We start from the raw sequence: 14,607 nt of genomic DNA, 5'->3' as shown, positions 1-14,607 counted from the left end.
GACGCGGCGTCGGCGACGGGGTGCTCCGCTCCGTGCCCGGCCCGGAGACCGGTGGGAGAATGGGACGGATCGGGGGATTCACCTGCGAGTCAGGGAGAATCCGATGAGAAGGTACCTACGATTTGCAGCCGCGGCATGCGCCTCGGGGGTGCTGCTGTTCGGCACCGGTCTCGCCGCTGCCGCCGTCCCGGCCAGTCCACCGCAGGCGCCTGCGCAGACGCCTGCGGTGCCGATGGCCTTCCACTTCTACAGCGTCTCGACCGAGTCGCAGCTGTACACCGCGAACGGTCAGGTCGTCAGCAACCCCAACACCGCACCGGCGGTCGGTGACTGGGTGGTGAGCGCGGACAACGACTACCTCGGGACGCAGGCCGACCACGCTGCGACGCCCACCGCCACGGACCATCTGTTCTGCCTCGTCACTGCGGCTCCGGCGACGGCGCTCTGCTCCGCCGAGGTGGCGATCGGCGACTCGATGTTCTTCGCGGACCACTCCGTCCAGGACTTCGCGAGCAACAGTCCCACCACTGTCTTCACGGTGACCGGTGGCACGGGCGCCTACCAGGGCGTCCACGGAACAGTGACGGTCACGCAGACCGGCAACAGCAACAACTCCGAGGCCGTGATCAGCCTGGCGAAGTGACGAGGGCGGGCCGGTAATCGAACACTTGTCCACAGGGTTCTCCACAGCTGTGGAGAACCCGCACGGAGCCTGTCCGGGAAGGGCGGGGCTCGGCCGAGCGGGGGTATTCGCGGCGCGGGCCGTCACCCCGTGGCCAGGGGCGGAGTTGTCCGGGTGAAGATCAATCCCTTCCCCGGAGGTCCCCGTGCGTCTCTCTCCCACCGTCGTCCCCCTGGCCGGCGCCCTGCTGCTCGCAGTGGCGGCTCCCGCCGGTGCCGGACCCCTGCCGTCCGGTCCGGTCCAGGGGCCCGAGGCCGGGCTGCGCATCCTCACCGACCAGCCCATGGCCGCGCCGGGCGGAGCGGCGCAGCAGCGGGTGGTGCTGAGCAACGGCACGGGGCACGACATCGGCGCGCTGACCTTCAGCTACCGCGCGCCGTCCGGGTTCGCCGTCGGCAACCTGCCCCGGGAGTGTGCGCACCGGGCCGGAGCGGTCTCCTGCACGGTGCACGGCCTGGCCAAGAACACGGCCCGCGCGGTGACCATCCCGGTCTGGGCCCAGAACAACGCCGCCATCGGCCAGACCGATGACGGCAAGCTGGTACTGGGCACCGGCGCCGGCTCGGTGCAGCGGATCTGGGGGATCGTGCTGCAGCCCTGCGCGCCCGCGCTGCCCGACGCCCAGGCGGCGCACCAGGCCGGCCAGGACGCGGTCGAGGCCGCGAACGGCTCCTGCGCGGTGGCCCCGGCCGACGCGGCCAGCTCGCCCCGGGCCATCGCCGCGGTGCAGAACCTGGTGGTGCGGCTGCCCGAGCCCGGTGCCGGGGACGGGCAGCGGGCGGGGGACATGAACCCGATGAAGGACACGGTCAACTGGTTCGGCGACCCGGTCTACCACTTCGTCAGCCCCACCCTCAACGTCGGTGCGCTCAACCACAGCACCCACATCCCGGCCATCGGCCGACTGCTCGGCTGCTACGGGAACTTCGGCAGCTTCGGCCAGCAGAACGGGTGCAGCGTCACCCAGCCGAACGGGGTGGACCAGCAGACGCTGGTCAACGCGCAGGAGATCGACTCCGTGTTCCAGGGGGGCGCCCAGGCCGACCGGGCGCTGCACGCCCCCGAGGTCGCGCCGATCCGCACCGCCGTGGAGGAGGAGATCCTCGGCTTCGAGGTCGCCCAGGGCACCAAGCCCGGCGTCTACCAGGCGACCAGCACGGTGACCAACGGCCGCGGCAAGGGTTCGCTGGTGATCACCACGACCTTCACCGTCACCGTCCTGCCGGCCGACGCCCCGCTGGCCTGATCCCGGTGTGCTGACCCCGGTGTGCTGAGCACGGAAGTGCCCCCGGCCCGATCGGGCCGGGGCACTTCCGTGCGGGCGGACGGTCAGTTGCCGGCGACGTCCGAGCCGGCGTCGGTGCCGGTGACGGTGATCGGCTGGTCGTTCTGCAGCTCGCCGAAGAGCGTCTTGGCCTGACTCATGTTCCAGAGCAGGGCGTCGCCGTCGGTGGGGGTGTAGTAGTTGGCGTTGGCGATCGGGACGGTCAGCGAGTGGCCGCTGCCGCTGGTGATGTCCTTCATGCCGAGGAACATCTGGGCCAGGTCGTAGGGGCTCATCTGGGTGTCGACGCTCAGGGTGTCGATGCCCGCGCTCAGCACCGGGTACAGCTTGAACGGGTTGAGCACGGTCGACGGGGTGGCCGCCTGGTGGGCCACGGCGGCGAGGAACTTCTGCTGGTTCGCCATCCGGGTGAGGTCCTGCTGGGCCTCCTGGTGCCGCTCCCGGACGAAGGCCAGCGACTGCGCGCCGTTGAAGGTCTGGCAGCCGGCCTTGAAGTTCGCACCGGAGGCCGGGTCCACGATCGGCTTGTCCAGGCACATCTGGACGCCGCCGAGGGCGTCGACCAGGTTGACGAAGCCGCCGAAGCCGATCTCCGCGTAGTGGTCGATGTGGATACCGGTGTTGTACTCGACCGTCTGCGCCAGCAGCGCGCCGCCGCCCCAGGAGAAGGCGGTGTTCAGCTTGTGGGTGCTGGCCGGGTACTTGGTGCCCGAGGCGCCGGTGAACGCCGGGATCGTCACATAGCTGTCGCGGGGGAGGCTGAGCAGCGTGTCCCCGTTCGCGCCGATGTGCAGGATCATCATCGAGTCGCTGTTGCCGTACTGGCCCTCGTCGTCACTGCCGGTGTGCAGCGCCTTCTGCTGCGCCGCGGTCAGGTTGCCCCGGTTGTCCGAGCCGGCGATCAGGTAGTTGGTGCCCTTGCCGAGCGGCGGCTGGGCCGGCAGCGCGGTCAGGTTGACCGTGCGGTGGAGCTTGTTGTCGGCCCAGAAGTAGGTTCCGATCGAGGTGGCGATCAGCAGCACGACCACAGTGAGCGCGGTCCAGCCGATCAGCCGCTTCCAGCTCCGCGGCCGGCGGAACTTCCAGGAGCGTCCGGACGAGCCCGAGCCGGCGGGGCTGCCGGTCCGGCCCGGTCCGCCCGGCCCCGGTCCGCCCTGGCCGGGGCCGGCCTGCCGGCCGCCGCCGCGCCGGGGCGCGCTCTGGCGCGGCGAGAGCTCCGGCGGCAGCGGCGGTTCGGCCGCCGGGCCCTGCTGCGGTGCTCGGCCGCCGGCCGACTGGCCGCTCATTGCCTGGGCGGAGCCGCCGGGGGGACGCCGGTACTGCGGCGTCGGGCGAGCTCCGTCGTACTGCCTGCCGTCCCCGGTCCGGTCTTCGGGCCACTGGTTCATGTCCCTCAGTGTGTCCGGTCGACCGGCCCGGACGTGCGCACGGGGCAGTTCTGTGGCAAATCTGATGGATTCGTTACCGACTGCGTACAAACGCCGGTGGGGGCGTCGGCCGGGCCGAAATTGGGATGCGCCGGGACATCCCGCCCCGGACACTGGGGCTGCCGCCCGCCCCGACCGTTCGAAGGAGTCCGCCCTCGTGCAGGGAGCCGTTACCGTGTCGCCCGTCCAGGTGCCCGAGCTGCTGCTCGGCCTGGCGACGGTCCGTCCCGTCTTCCTCTGGGGTGCGCCCGGCATCGGCAAGTCCTCGCTGGTGCGGCAGTTCGCCGACTCCCTCGGCCTGGAGTGCGTGAGCCTGATCGGGACCCAGCTCGCCCCCGAGGACCTGATCGGGGTCCCGCAGATCACTCCGGAGGGCCGCTCGCGCTTCTGCCCGCCGGAGACCATCGCCCGGGACGAGCCCTACTGCCTCTTCCTCGACGAGCTGAACGCCGCCACGCCCGACGTCCAGAAGGCCTTCTACTCGCTGATCCTGGACCGCCGGATCGGCAGCTACGAGCTGCCGCCCGGCAGCATCGTCATCGGCGCGGGCAACCGGGCCACCGACGGCGCGCTGGCCAGGCCGATGGCGTCCGCGCTGGTCAACCGGCTCGCTCACATCCATCTGCGGGCCAGCTCGGCCGACTGGCTGGTCTGGGCGGCGGGGAACGGCATCCACCGCTGGATCACCGACTACCTGGCCGAGCGGCCGGACCACCTGTGGTCCGCCCCGCCGAAGTCGGAGGAGCCGTTCTCGACCCCGCGCGCCTGGCACATGCTCTCCGACGCGCTGCACTCCTTCGGCCCGACGCTGGAGGAGGAGACGCTGAAGGTGCTTGCGTACGCGATGCTCACCCCGGCGCACGCGGTGTCCTTCTGCGGCTACGCGAAGATCGTCCGGCACTCCTTCGGGCTGGAGGCGATCCTCAAGGGGGACGCCTCCTGGCCGAACCGGATCGAGGACCGCGACCTGCTCTACTACCTCGCCGACGCCTTCCGCGGCCGACTGGTCAAGGAGCTGCCCGCGAGCAAGGAGCACGCCTCGGCCGGCGTCCGGCAGACCGCCTACCGGGCGAAGTCGCTGCTGGTGCAGCTCGCCGAGATCTCGGTCGAGGTCGCGCAGACCGTGATCGCGGATGCCGAGGACGGCAACCCGGTGCTGCCCTCCTGGTTCCTGATCGAGGCCGCGCGCGACCTGCCCCGGCTGGTCGAGGCCCGCCGGTGAGCGGCGGCCGGCCGGCGAAGGGCGCGAAGGCGGCCGGGGCAGCGACCCCCGAGAACGCGGCCGCCGCCGCCTTCGCCGCCGGGATCGCGCTGCTGAAGCGCAACCCCGCGCTCGCCGCCGTCCCCTTCTCGGTCTGCACCGGCCAGGAGTGCGAGCACCGGCCCGCCGACGGCTGGGCGTCGGTCAGTTCCAACGGCACCGTCCACGCCAACCGGAGCCGTCGGGCGGAGCCCGAGGAGTGGGCCTGGGTGCTCGCCCACTGCGCGCTGCACCTGGGCTTCGGCCACCTGCCGGCTGCCAGGGGGCCGCGGGTCCAGCCCGAGCCGTGCGAGCAGGCCGCCCGCTGCACCGTGGTCAACCGGTTCCTCGCCACCTTCGCGGTCGGCCGCGCGCCGATCACCCTGCCCGCGAGCTACCCGGGCGACGACGAGGAGCAGTTGGCCGCCCGCTGGCGCCGGGACGGAATCCCCGCCGACCACGCCGCCGCCGGGGTGGCGGGCAGGCACTCCGACCAGGTGCTGCGGCCCTGGACGCAGTTCGGCCGGCCCCCGGAGGACTGGACCGTCGCCTTCGCCCATGCGCTGACCCGCACCATGTCCGCCGCCATGGACGTGGCCGGCGGCCGACGCGAGGAGCTCACCGGTGAGCGGAAGCCGCAGCGTCCCTGGGAGCGGGCGCTCAGCTGGTTCGTCTCCTCGTACCCGCTGCTCGGCGGCATCGCCGCCGGGATGACGCTGGTGGCCGACGCCGAACTGACCCGCGCCCACGGCATCTCGGTCGCGGCGGTCAACGCCGAGGCAGGGGAGATCTACGTCAACCCGCTGCGCCACCACAGCGACGAGGAGTGGCGCTTCATCCTGGCCCACGAGATGCTGCACGCCGCGCTGCGCCACGGCGGACGCGCCGGGGCGCGCGACCACTTCCTCTTCAATGTGGCCGCCGACTACGTCATCAACGGCTGGCTGCTGGAGATGGGCGTCGGCGAGATGCCCGAGGGCCTGCTGCACGACCCCGCGCTGCGCGGCCTGTCCGCCGAGGAGGTCTACGACCGGATCGTGCGCGACCAGCGGCGGATCCGCCGACTGGCCACGCTCCGCGGCAAGGGGCTCGGCGACATCCTCGGCGAGCCGCTGCAGCCGCTGCCGCGCGGCGGCTTCGTCGACCTGGACGAGTTCTACCGGCGCGGCCTCCAGCAGGGCTTCGACCTGCACCTCCGCGACCGGGGGCTGCTGCCGGCCGGACTGGTCGAGGAGATCCGCGCGCTCGCGCACCCGCCGCTGCCCTGGGACGCCCGGCTGGCCCGCTGGTTCGACGAGTTCGTCCCCCGTCCCGAGCCGCTGCGCTCCTACGCCCGCCCCTCCCGGCGGCAGGCCTCCACCCCCGGGATCCCGCGCGCCGGACGGTACTTCCCGCCGGAGGAGGTCGCCCGCTGCACCTTCGGGGTGCTGCTCGACACCTCGGGCTCGATGGACCGGACGCTGCTGGGCAAGGCGCTGGGCGCGATCGCCTCCTACGCGGCCGCGCGCGACGTCCCGGCCGCGCGGGTGGTGATGTGCGACGCCGCCGCCCACGACGCCGGCTATCTGGCGGTCGAGGAGATCGCCGGCCGGGTGCGGGTGCACGGGCGCGGCGGCACCGTGCTGCAGCCGGGGGTGGACCTGCTCCGGCGGGCGGAGGACTTCCCCGCCGCCGCGCCGCTGCTGATCATCACCGACACCTACTGCGACGTGCTGCGGGTGCCGGGGCGCGAGCACGCCTATCTGGTGCCCGCCGGCGGGGTGCTGCCGTTCACCCCGCGCGGCCCGGTCTTCGAACTGCGCTGAGCGGGGCCGCCCCGGCCGCCCCGGCCGCCCGGGGGCGCGCCAGGTGTCCGCGCACCCCAGGACGCCCGGGTTGGCGTAGCGCGCGTGACGCCTGCGGCCGTCCGGCTGTTGGGCGGGCGTGACCTCTTCCCGGTGGACCGCGGTGACCGTGCTGCCCGCGCAGGAACGGTTCGTCGCGGCGCCGTCGGGCCCGTCGGCGGAGACCGGCTCCTCCGCCGCAGCGGTGCCGCCGCCCGCTTCCGCGCCGCACCCGGCGCCGGCCCACTCGTCCCTCGTCCGTCCGGTCCCGCTGCGGCGGCCGTCCACCGGCGCCCCGGGACGCGGCGAACCGCTGTACGCCGCGCTGGTGGCCGACTGGCGTGCGGCCGGCCGCATGATCCCCGGAGAGCGCGACCGCGAGTGGGTGCACCTGGTCGCCGGGCCCGCGCGCCGCGCCGCCGGCTGAACCGTCGGCGCCCGCGCGCCACGCCGCGCCGACGAACACCAATCCGAACGGGCACCGGTGACGAATGATGGTCGAGCAGCCATCCTCCGGAGGTGTCCATGCACGCGGTAGCACCCGGCGACCAGCCCGTGCCCCCTGGCGCGGGCGCGCTGGAATCCCTGCTCGACCGCGTCTCCCGGGGTGACCAGCGGGCCTTCGAGACCGTCTACTCGGCGGTCGCCGGACCGGTGCTGGGGCTGGTCAGGCGACTGCTGCGGGATCCCGCGCAGTCCGAGGAGGTGGCCCAGGAGGTCCTGATCGAGGTCTGGCGCTGCGCCGCCCGCTTCGACCCGGCCAAGGGCAGCGCCATGTCCTGGATCATGACGCTGGCGCATCGCCGGGCCGTGGACCGGGTCCGTTCCGCGCAGGCGTCCACCGACCGCGAGCAGCGGGTCGCGGCCCGCGACCACACCCCGGCCTTCGACGAGGTCAGCGAGGAGGTGGAGCGCCGGCTGGAACGCGAGCAGGTGCGCCGCTGCCTCGGCGCACTGACCGAGCTCCAGCGGGAGTCGGTGCTGCTCGCCTACTACCGGGGCTGTACGTACCAGGAGACCGCCGACCTGCTCGGCGCGGCCCTCGGCACGGTGAAGACTCGACTCCGGGACGGACTGATCCGGCTCCGCGACTGCTTGGGGGTGGCCTCGTGACCATTGCCGATCTGCACACGCTCACCGGTGCCTATGCGCTGCACGCGCTCTCCGCCCGTGAGTCGGAGGAGTTCGTCCGGCACCTGGAGGTCTGCGAAGCCTGCACCCAGGAGGTCAGGGAGTTGCGGGAGACGGCGGCCAGGCTGGGCATCGCCGCCGCCGAGACCCCCGGTGCGGAGTTCCGGTCCCGGGTGATGGCCGCCATAACCGAGGTGCGGCAGCTCCCGCCGCTGGTACCGGACGCCGGCAGCGGCTCCGGCCGCCCGTCCCGCTGGCGGTCCTGGCGGCACCGGCTGCCGCAACTGGCGCTCGCCGCCTGCCTGGTGGTGGCGATGGCGGCGGTCGGCGTGGCGGTCGACGCGGAGCACCAGGTCTCCGAGCAGCACGCGCGGACGGTGGCGGCCCAGCAGCAGGCGGCCTCGCTGAGCGCGCTGCTGGCGGCGCCGGACGCGACCTTCCACTCCGCTCCACTGGCCGGTGGCGGCAGCAGCACGGTGGTGGCCTCGCAGCTGCTGGGACAGGCCGCCTTCGTCTACCACGACCTGCCGCCGCTGCCGGGCTCGAAGGTCTACGAACTCTGGTTCAGCAAGGGCGGGGTGATGGTCCCGGCCGGGCTGGTCGGCTCGGGCGCGCCGAGCGGGGCGCAGCTGCTGGCCGGTTCGGCGCACGGCGCCGCCGGCGTGGGGGTGACGGTGGAGCCGGCCAGCGGTTCGCCGAGGCCGACCTCCGCGCCGATCCTGCTTACCGCGCTCTAGGCCCGCGCGGCGCGTTTGCGGACTGTACATACTAGTAGGTACAGTTTTTCCATGAGTACGTCGGAGCGTCTGATCGAGAGCACCCGGGAGCTCCTCTGGGAGCGCGGTTACGTCGGCACCAGCCCCAAGGCCATTCAGCAGCGGGCCGGAGCCGGCCAGGGCAGCATGTACCACCATTTCTCCGGCAAGCCCGAGTTGGCGCTGGCCGCGATCCGCCGCAGCGCGGACCGGCGGACGGCCCTGGCCGAGGAGCAGTTCTCGCTCCCGGGGACGGCGGTCGAGCGGGTCGCGGCCTACCTGCGCCGGGAGCGGGACGTGCTGAAGGGCTGTCCCATCGGCCGGCTCACCCAGGACCCCGAGGTCGTGGCCGACCCCGAGCTGCGCCGACCGGTCGCCGAGACCTTCGAGCACCTGCGCGGCCGGCTGACCGAGGTGCTCGCGGAGGGGCAGGCGAAGGGCGAGCTCGACCCCGCGCTCGACCCCGCCGCCACCGCCGCCACGGTCGTCGCCGTGCTCCAGGGCGGCTACGTCCTGGCCCGGGCGGCCGACTCGACCGAGCCCTTCGAGCAGGCGGCCGAGGGCGCCATCGCCCTCCTCGCCGCCCGCGCCGTCGCCTGACCCGAGTCATCGTCCGAAGGAGATGTCCGGATGCACGCCATGCAGTACACCATCGCCCTTCCCGCCGACTACGACATGGAAGTCATCCGGAAGCGGGTGCTCACCCGCAGCCACCGCACGGACGGCTTCCCCGGCCTGGAGACCAAGGCCTACCTGCTGCGCGAGCGCGGCGTCGACGGCTCGCCGGTCAACCTCTACGGCTCCTTCTACCTGTGGCGCGAGACCGAGGGGATGAACCGATTCCTCTGGGGCGGCGAGGGCTTCGGCGGCATCGTCACGGACTTCGGCCGCCCGGCCGTCCGGCACTGGGCCGTCGCCGGCGACGCCGGTGGCCCCGGGGCCGGGGAGCCCACCGCCGGGCCGACCGCCGCGAGCGGGTACGCCGAGGCGCTCCCCGGGGGCGTCGACCCGGCCGAGGCCGTGCCGCAGGCCCTGGCGGCCATGGACCGCCGGGCGCGGACCCCCGGGGTGTACCGCACGGTGGTCGCTCTCGACCCCCGGCGCTGGGAGCTCACCCACTTCACCCTCTGGACCGGAGCCGTCCCGCCGGACCAGCCCGGCGACCGCTACCAGGTGCTCCACCTCTCCCACGGAAAGGCCGTCCGATGCGACCGCTGACCGACGCCCGGCTCGACCGGGCCGCCGGCTACGAACTGATGGCCCAGCTCCAGGACGAGCAGGCGCAACTCTCCACCCTGGCCGCGCTGGACGGACTGGCGCCGGGGTTCCCGGACTGGATCGTCACCACGCTCTTCGGCGGCACCTACCAGCGCGAGGGGCTGAGCCTCCGGGACCGGCAGGTCGCCAACCTGGCCGCGCTCACCGCGATGGGCGGGGTCGAACCGCAGCTGGCCCAGCATGTCCGGGCGAGCCTCCGGGTGGGGATGGACCCGGCCGAGGTGGTCGAGGTGATGGTGCACCTCGCGCCGTACCTCGGGGTGCCGAAGGCGCTGGCCGGACTGCGGGTCGCGGCGGCGGCGCTGGCGGAGGCCGAGGCCGAGGCGGACGCCGGGGGTGGGGCCGGGGTGCCGGCGGGGGCGGCATGACCGCGGTCCGGACCGTGCTCGGGGACGTCCCCGCCGCCGCGCTCGGCCAGGTCGACGCCCACGACCACCTCTTCTTCCGCAGCGCCCGGTTCCCGCCGGGGCAGGAGCTGGACGATCCCGGCGCGGCCGCCGACGAGCTGCGCGCCTTCGCCGCGCTCGGCGGCGGCACGGTGGTCCAGTGGACGCCCTACGGCCTGGGGCGCGGTTCGGCGCTGCTCCCGGAGGTCTCGCGGGCGGCCGGGGTGCATGTCGTCGCCGCGACCGGGCTGCACCAGGCGGCCCACTACCCGCCGGGCACGGTCGAGCGGGTGCTCGCCGGAGGGTTGGCGGGGCTGTTCATCGGCGAGTTGACGGAGGGCCTGCTCGCGGGGGAGTCGGGCGCGGAGGGCGACGCACGGCTGCCGCACCGTGCCGGGATGGTGAAGGTGGCCGGCTCCTTCCACACCCTGGACCGCCATGCCCGGACCGTCATGGCGGCCGCGGCCGAGGCGCACCACGCCACCGGAGCGCCGATCGGCGTCCACCTGGAACACGGTTCGGCGGCCCTGGACGTGCTCGACCTGCTCTGCGGGCAGCTCGGCGTATCGGCCGGGCGGGTGTTGCTGGGCCACCTCAACCGGTTCCCCGAGCCCCGGGTGCACCGTGAGGCGGCCGAGCGCGGAGCCTACCTCTGCTTCGACGGACCGTCACGTGCCAACCAGGCCACGGACTGGCGGCTGCTGGACGTGCTGACGGCACTGGTCGACGCGGGCCACGGCGAGCGACTGCTGCTCGGCGGGGACACCACGACCGCCGGGGCCCGGGCCGCCACCGACGGCGGCCCCGGCATCCCCTATCTGCTCGCCGGCCTGCGACCGCGCCTGGAGCGTGAGTTGGGCCGGGAGACGGTGGAGCTGCTGTTCCGCGCCAATCCGGCCCGCGCCTTCGCGGTGGACTGGCGCGGCAGGGCCTGACCTGCCCGTTCAGATCTGCCCGTTCAGACCTGGGCGATCAGCGCATAGCGCTCGTCCGTCACCGGGCGGCCCCAGAGCTGCGGGTCGCCGCCGAGCTGCTCGATCCGCAACGAGGCGACCAGCGGCCGGACGGTGTCGGCGAGTTGTTCCGCGCCGACCCCGCCCGGCCAGGGCAGGAGTTCGGCGTCGGCGGCATAGGGGGTGGAGCCCGGGGCGGCCTCCGCCCAGCGTCCCTCGATCAGGATCAGTACGCCGCCCGGCCGCAGCAGCCCGCACCAGCGGCCGAGCGCCGCCTCGGGCTGGGGCAGGGTCCACAGCAGGTGGCGGGCGAGCACCACGTCGAACCTGGCGTCCTCGCCGACCGGCGGGGCGGCGGCGTCGCCGACCAGGAAGCGGGCGGTGTGGCCGGTCGCGGCCTGCTTGGCACGGGCCTCGGCGACCATCCGGGGCGCGAGGTCGACCCCGGTCACCCGGTGCCCGTCGGCGGCGAGCAGCAGGGAGAGCGTGCCCGTGCCGCAGCCGACGTCGAGCACGGACCTGGACCCCGCCGGTATCCAGCCGCCCAGCAGCCGCGCCCAGGCGGCGCGGGTGTCGGCGTCGCGGAGGCCGTGGTCGGGCTCCGCGTCGAAGGTGGGGGCGGCGTCGTTCCAGTACTCGGTGATGGTGGGGGTGGGGGTGTGCTCGCTCATGTGATGCATCCTCGCAGCCGCCACTGACAGTCGTCCGGCCATCCTCCGGCTGCCGCGACAGCTCCGGGCATCGCTAGGGTGAACGAACATGGAGACTCCGACGGCGCTTTGGTCATTCGCTCTGGTGGTCGGCCTGCTGACGATCACCCCCGGTCTGGACACGGCGCTGATCCTGCGGACGGCCGCGCTCGGCCGCCGAAGGGAGGCCTGGGGGGTGGTCCTGGGCATCCAGACCGGCACCCTGGTGTGGGGCGCCCTCAGCTCGCTCGGGGTGAGCGCGCTGCTGACCGCCTCGCACACCGCCTACGACGTGCTGCGGGTCGCCGGGGCGGGTTACCTGCTCTGGATGGGCTCGCGGATGCTCTGGGCAAGCCTGCGGCGCCGGGCCGAGGACCCGGCGCAGCCGGGCGACGCGGCGGCTGCCGTGGAGGCGGGCCTGGGCCTCGGACGGGTCGGCGGGCTCCGGTCCGGGCTGCGGCGCGGGCTGACCACCAACCTGTTGAACCCCAAGATGGGTGTCTTCTACGTCGCGGTGCTGCCGCAGTTCATCCCCGCCGACGCCCCGCACTTCGCCATGGGCATGCTGCTGACCTCCGTCCATGTGCTGGAGGGCCTGCTCTGGTCGGCTGTGCTGGTGGCCTTCGCCGGGGTGCTGCGCGGCTGGCTGCGGCGCCCGGTCGCGCGCCGGGTGCTGGACCGGGTGACCGGCGTGGTCATCGTCGGCTTCGGGCTCCGCCTGGCCCTCGGCGACTGAGCTCCGGGCAGCGGGCGCCCCTGAGCCTCAGGGCCCTGAGCCTCAGGGCCCCGGGGCAGCGGGCCCCGAGCCTCAGGGCCCCGAGGCTCAGGGGGCCGAGTCGGGGACGCCCTTGCTGGCCGCGTAGGCCTGGGTCGGGTTCATCCCGATGCCGTTGACGACGACGGTGTACTGGGTGCTGACCGGGGCGCAGCTGTTGGTCTGGTTGCCGGTCTGGTCGTGGGTGCCGTTCAGGGCGACCTTGGTGTCGACGGCGGCCGGTGAGGCCTTGCCCCCGGGGAAGGTGCTGCCGGAGGTCCAGTCCGCACCGATGACCAGGGTGATCTGCGAGCCGTGTCCCGCCTTGAGGGCGCTGGCCGGGAGTCCGAGGCTGGTCGCGACCTCCTTGGCGGCGACGGCGTCGGCGGTCGGGTAGCTGAGGGTGGTGGTGGCGGCCGACGAGGGGGCGTCCGCGATGGTGCTGTTGCTGCTGTAGCCCTGGTTGACCAGCGCGCCCTGGACGGTGGTGGCGCGGCCGGAGACCCTGGCGCCGTTCTGCGTGCTGCCGTTCTCCACGTGGACGACGATCTGCGAGGCCGGGACGCTCGCGGCGGCCGGGGCCGCCGCCGAGGCGGAGGAGGTCGCGGTGCCGGCGCCGGTGGAGCCGCCGCTCGCGGTGGTCAGCGACTGGTCGTTGGCGATGGCGTTGAACAGGGTCTGCGCACCGGGGGCGATCACCACCCGGTTGCCGTCGGCCGCGTTCTGCATGGTGGTGAAGGTGATCCGGTCGGTCTTCACCTTGTTCAGGTCGTCGGCCAGGCCGAGCAGCTTGGGGATGCTGTCCAGGCCGTTGTCCACGGTCAGCGCCTTGGTGGCGGCGTTGGCGATGCTCAGCAGGGCGGTCGGGTCGGTGAGGGTCCCGGCGCTCTTCAACTTGTTGATCATCTGGGTGAGGAAGATGTGCTGGGCGTAGGTGCGTCCGAGGTCGCTGCCGTCGCCGAAGCCGTGGCGGGTGCGCAGGAACTCCAGCGCCGCCAGGCCCTTGAGGGTGTGCTCGCCCTTGGCCAGCTTGAGGTGCGAGTACGGGTCGTAGACGTTGTTGTTCACACAGACGTTGACGCCGCCGACGGCGTCGGACATGTTCACCACGCCGCCGAAGTCGACCATGGCGAAGTGGTCGATCGGGATGCCGGTGAGCTGCTGGACGGCGGCCACGGTGCAGCCGGGCCCGTACTGGAGCGAGCTGTTGATCTGGGCGTAGCCGCCCGCGAAGCTGGTGCCGGTCTTCGAGTCGGTGCAGGCAGGCAGGTTGGTCATCAGGTCGCGGGGGATGCTCATGACCGTGGCGTTGCTGCGGTCGGCGGAGAGGTGGACCACCATCTCGACGTCCGCGTTGGCGCCGGCCCCGCCGTCGCCGCAGTCGCCGCCGATCTTGCAGTCGGCCGCGCTGCTCCGCGTGTCCGAGCCGATGACCAGCAGGTTTATCGGGGTGCGGCCGAAGGCGTCGGGCTTCTCGGCGAGGTTCGACTTCTTGGTGCCGTTGTAGAGGCTGTCGGCGGTGATGTTGCCGTTCAGCTTCTGGTACTCGTAGAAGGCGAAGCCGCCGACGAGGACGAGTGCCGCCGCCGCGCTGATGGATATGACCTTGAGCGTGCGCCGCCGCCGGTTCTGTCGGCTCTTCCGCGCGGCCGAGCGCCCGCCGCCGGTCAGGACCTGGCCGGCAGGCCGGTCGCCGGACGGGTCGAAGGCCGGGTCGTCGACCGGCGGAGTCGTGGTGTCGCCGCGGCGGGACCGGTTGCCGCTCACGCGTGAACCGCCAGGGAGAGGCCGGTGCGGCGCGGTCCGCCCGCTGCCCTGAGGAGACGGTCCTGGCCAGAGCGCAGACCATGGCCCTCGCGGGCCGGGGGGAACTCGCTCATGCGTCACATCCTCGGTGCGCCGTGCCGAAGACGTCGGCACGGCGGTGGCATCGGTCGGAGCCCCGTCACTCCTCTAGTGGGCGTGGCACCGTCGGGGCCGCAACATCCGGACCGTGGTGGCTGGTTCCACGACTGGGCAATGTAGCAAGGGTTTGTGAGTAATACATAAAGAGAATGATCAGAAGAGCTCATCGGGGTGTAACGGCCGGCCGTTGCCGGAGTGCCTTGGGTCACAGCTGGGGCCCTATCTGCCCGGATCGAACAGGTGAGCGTTGACGGGGGCAGTCGCCGTCTCGGAAAATGTGAGGGCCCACACGTTTACAT

15 protein-coding genes are annotated in these 14,607 nt (G+C 73.3%); 12 read left to right on the top strand and 3 right to left on the bottom strand.

The window, feature by feature from the left end:
- Positions 1 to 103: 103 nt before the first annotated feature.
- Both BS75_RS19810 and BS75_RS19805 read left to right on the top strand, forming a co-directional pair.
- On the top strand, positions 104 to 643 hold the full coding sequence (locus BS75_RS19810; RefSeq protein ID WP_152646382.1) for a hypothetical protein: 540 nt from the start codon (positions 104 to 106) through the stop codon (positions 641 to 643).
- Positions 644 to 827: 184 nt separating this feature from the next.
- Positions 828 to 1,928: a hypothetical protein gene (locus tag BS75_RS19805; RefSeq protein ID WP_034089204.1), complete on the top strand. Its 1,101-nt coding sequence runs from the start codon at positions 828 to 830 to the stop codon at positions 1,926 to 1,928.
- A gap of 83 nt (positions 1,929 to 2,011) precedes the next feature.
- On the opposite strand, the gene BS75_RS19800 is transcribed toward BS75_RS19805, so the two are convergent.
- Positions 2,012 to 3,355 carry an LCP family protein gene (locus BS75_RS19800; RefSeq protein WP_034089203.1) on the bottom strand — a complete coding sequence of 448 codons (1,344 nt, stop codon included), beginning with the start codon at positions 3,353 to 3,355 and terminating at the stop codon, positions 2,012 to 2,014.
- A 196-nt stretch (positions 3,356 to 3,551) separates the two neighbouring features.
- On the opposite strand from BS75_RS19800, the gene BS75_RS19795 reads away from it, so the two are divergent.
- The 9 genes from BS75_RS19795 (at position 3,552) to BS75_RS19755 (ending at position 10,942) form a co-directional block, all read left to right on the top strand.
- Positions 3,552 to 4,616 carry an AAA family ATPase gene (locus tag BS75_RS19795; protein ID WP_034089202.1) on the top strand — a complete coding sequence of 355 codons (1,065 nt, stop codon included), beginning with the start codon at positions 3,552 to 3,554 and terminating at the stop codon, positions 4,614 to 4,616.
- Positions 4,613 to 6,439: a vWA domain-containing protein gene (locus tag BS75_RS19790; RefSeq protein WP_034089201.1), complete on the top strand. Its 1,827-nt coding sequence runs from the start codon at positions 4,613 to 4,615 to the stop codon at positions 6,437 to 6,439. Before BS75_RS19795 ends, BS75_RS19790 begins: the two co-directional genes overlap by 4 nt.
- A 118-nt stretch (positions 6,440 to 6,557) precedes the next feature.
- Complete coding sequence (locus tag BS75_RS19785) at positions 6,558 to 6,884, top strand: hypothetical protein (protein WP_152646296.1); 327 nt, start codon at positions 6,558 to 6,560, stop codon at positions 6,882 to 6,884.
- A 98-nt stretch (positions 6,885 to 6,982) separates the two neighbouring features.
- Entirely contained in the window at positions 6,983 to 7,570 is a 588-nt protein-coding gene (sigK, locus tag BS75_RS19780) for an ECF RNA polymerase sigma factor SigK (protein ID WP_042440632.1), read from the top strand.
- Positions 7,567 to 8,325, top strand: coding sequence for an anti-sigma factor (locus BS75_RS19775; protein ID WP_034089199.1), 759 nt, complete (start codon positions 7,567 to 7,569; stop codon positions 8,323 to 8,325). The genes sigK and BS75_RS19775 overlap by 4 nt, the downstream gene beginning before the upstream one ends.
- Positions 8,326 to 8,376: 51 nt before the next feature.
- Positions 8,377 to 8,943: a TetR/AcrR family transcriptional regulator gene (locus tag BS75_RS19770; RefSeq protein WP_034089198.1), complete on the top strand. Its 567-nt coding sequence runs from the start codon at positions 8,377 to 8,379 to the stop codon at positions 8,941 to 8,943.
- 30 nt (positions 8,944 to 8,973) lie between these two features.
- Positions 8,974 to 9,561 carry a DUF4865 family protein gene (locus BS75_RS19765; protein ID WP_034089197.1) on the top strand — a complete coding sequence of 196 codons (588 nt, stop codon included), beginning with the start codon at positions 8,974 to 8,976 and terminating at the stop codon, positions 9,559 to 9,561.
- Positions 9,549 to 9,989, top strand: coding sequence for a carboxymuconolactone decarboxylase family protein (locus BS75_RS19760; RefSeq protein WP_034089196.1), 441 nt, complete (start codon positions 9,549 to 9,551; stop codon positions 9,987 to 9,989). The genes BS75_RS19765 and BS75_RS19760 overlap by 13 nt, the downstream gene beginning before the upstream one ends.
- A complete protein-coding gene (locus BS75_RS19755; protein WP_034089195.1) occupies positions 9,986 to 10,942 on the top strand; it encodes a phosphotriesterase family protein in 957 nt (318 codons plus the stop codon). Before BS75_RS19760 ends, BS75_RS19755 begins: the two co-directional genes overlap by 4 nt.
- A gap of 23 nt (positions 10,943 to 10,965) precedes the next feature.
- Here BS75_RS19755 and BS75_RS19750 read toward each other — a convergent pair whose 3' ends face one another.
- Entirely contained in the window at positions 10,966 to 11,631 is a 666-nt protein-coding gene (locus BS75_RS19750; RefSeq protein WP_042440631.1) for a class I SAM-dependent methyltransferase, read from the bottom strand.
- A gap of 88 nt (positions 11,632 to 11,719) precedes the next feature.
- Here BS75_RS19750 and BS75_RS19745 point away from each other — a divergent pair, with 88 nt between their 5' ends.
- Entirely contained in the window at positions 11,720 to 12,385 is a 666-nt protein-coding gene (locus tag BS75_RS19745; protein WP_034089194.1) for a LysE family translocator, read from the top strand.
- 87 nt (positions 12,386 to 12,472) lie between these two features.
- Here BS75_RS19745 and BS75_RS19740 read toward each other — a convergent pair whose 3' ends face one another.
- Positions 12,473 to 14,170: an LCP family protein gene (locus BS75_RS19740; protein ID WP_231607837.1), complete on the bottom strand. Its 1,698-nt coding sequence runs from the start codon at positions 14,168 to 14,170 to the stop codon at positions 12,473 to 12,475.
- Between the last annotated feature and the right edge of the window lie 437 nt (positions 14,171 to 14,607).

The sequence above is a fragment of the Streptacidiphilus albus JL83 genome (assembly GCF_000744705.1).
Lineage (GTDB): Bacteria > Actinomycetota > Actinomycetes > Streptomycetales > Streptomycetaceae > Streptacidiphilus > Streptacidiphilus albus.
Note: the sequence above shows the minus strand (reverse complement) of the source record. Positions and strands in the feature narration are given on the sequence as shown.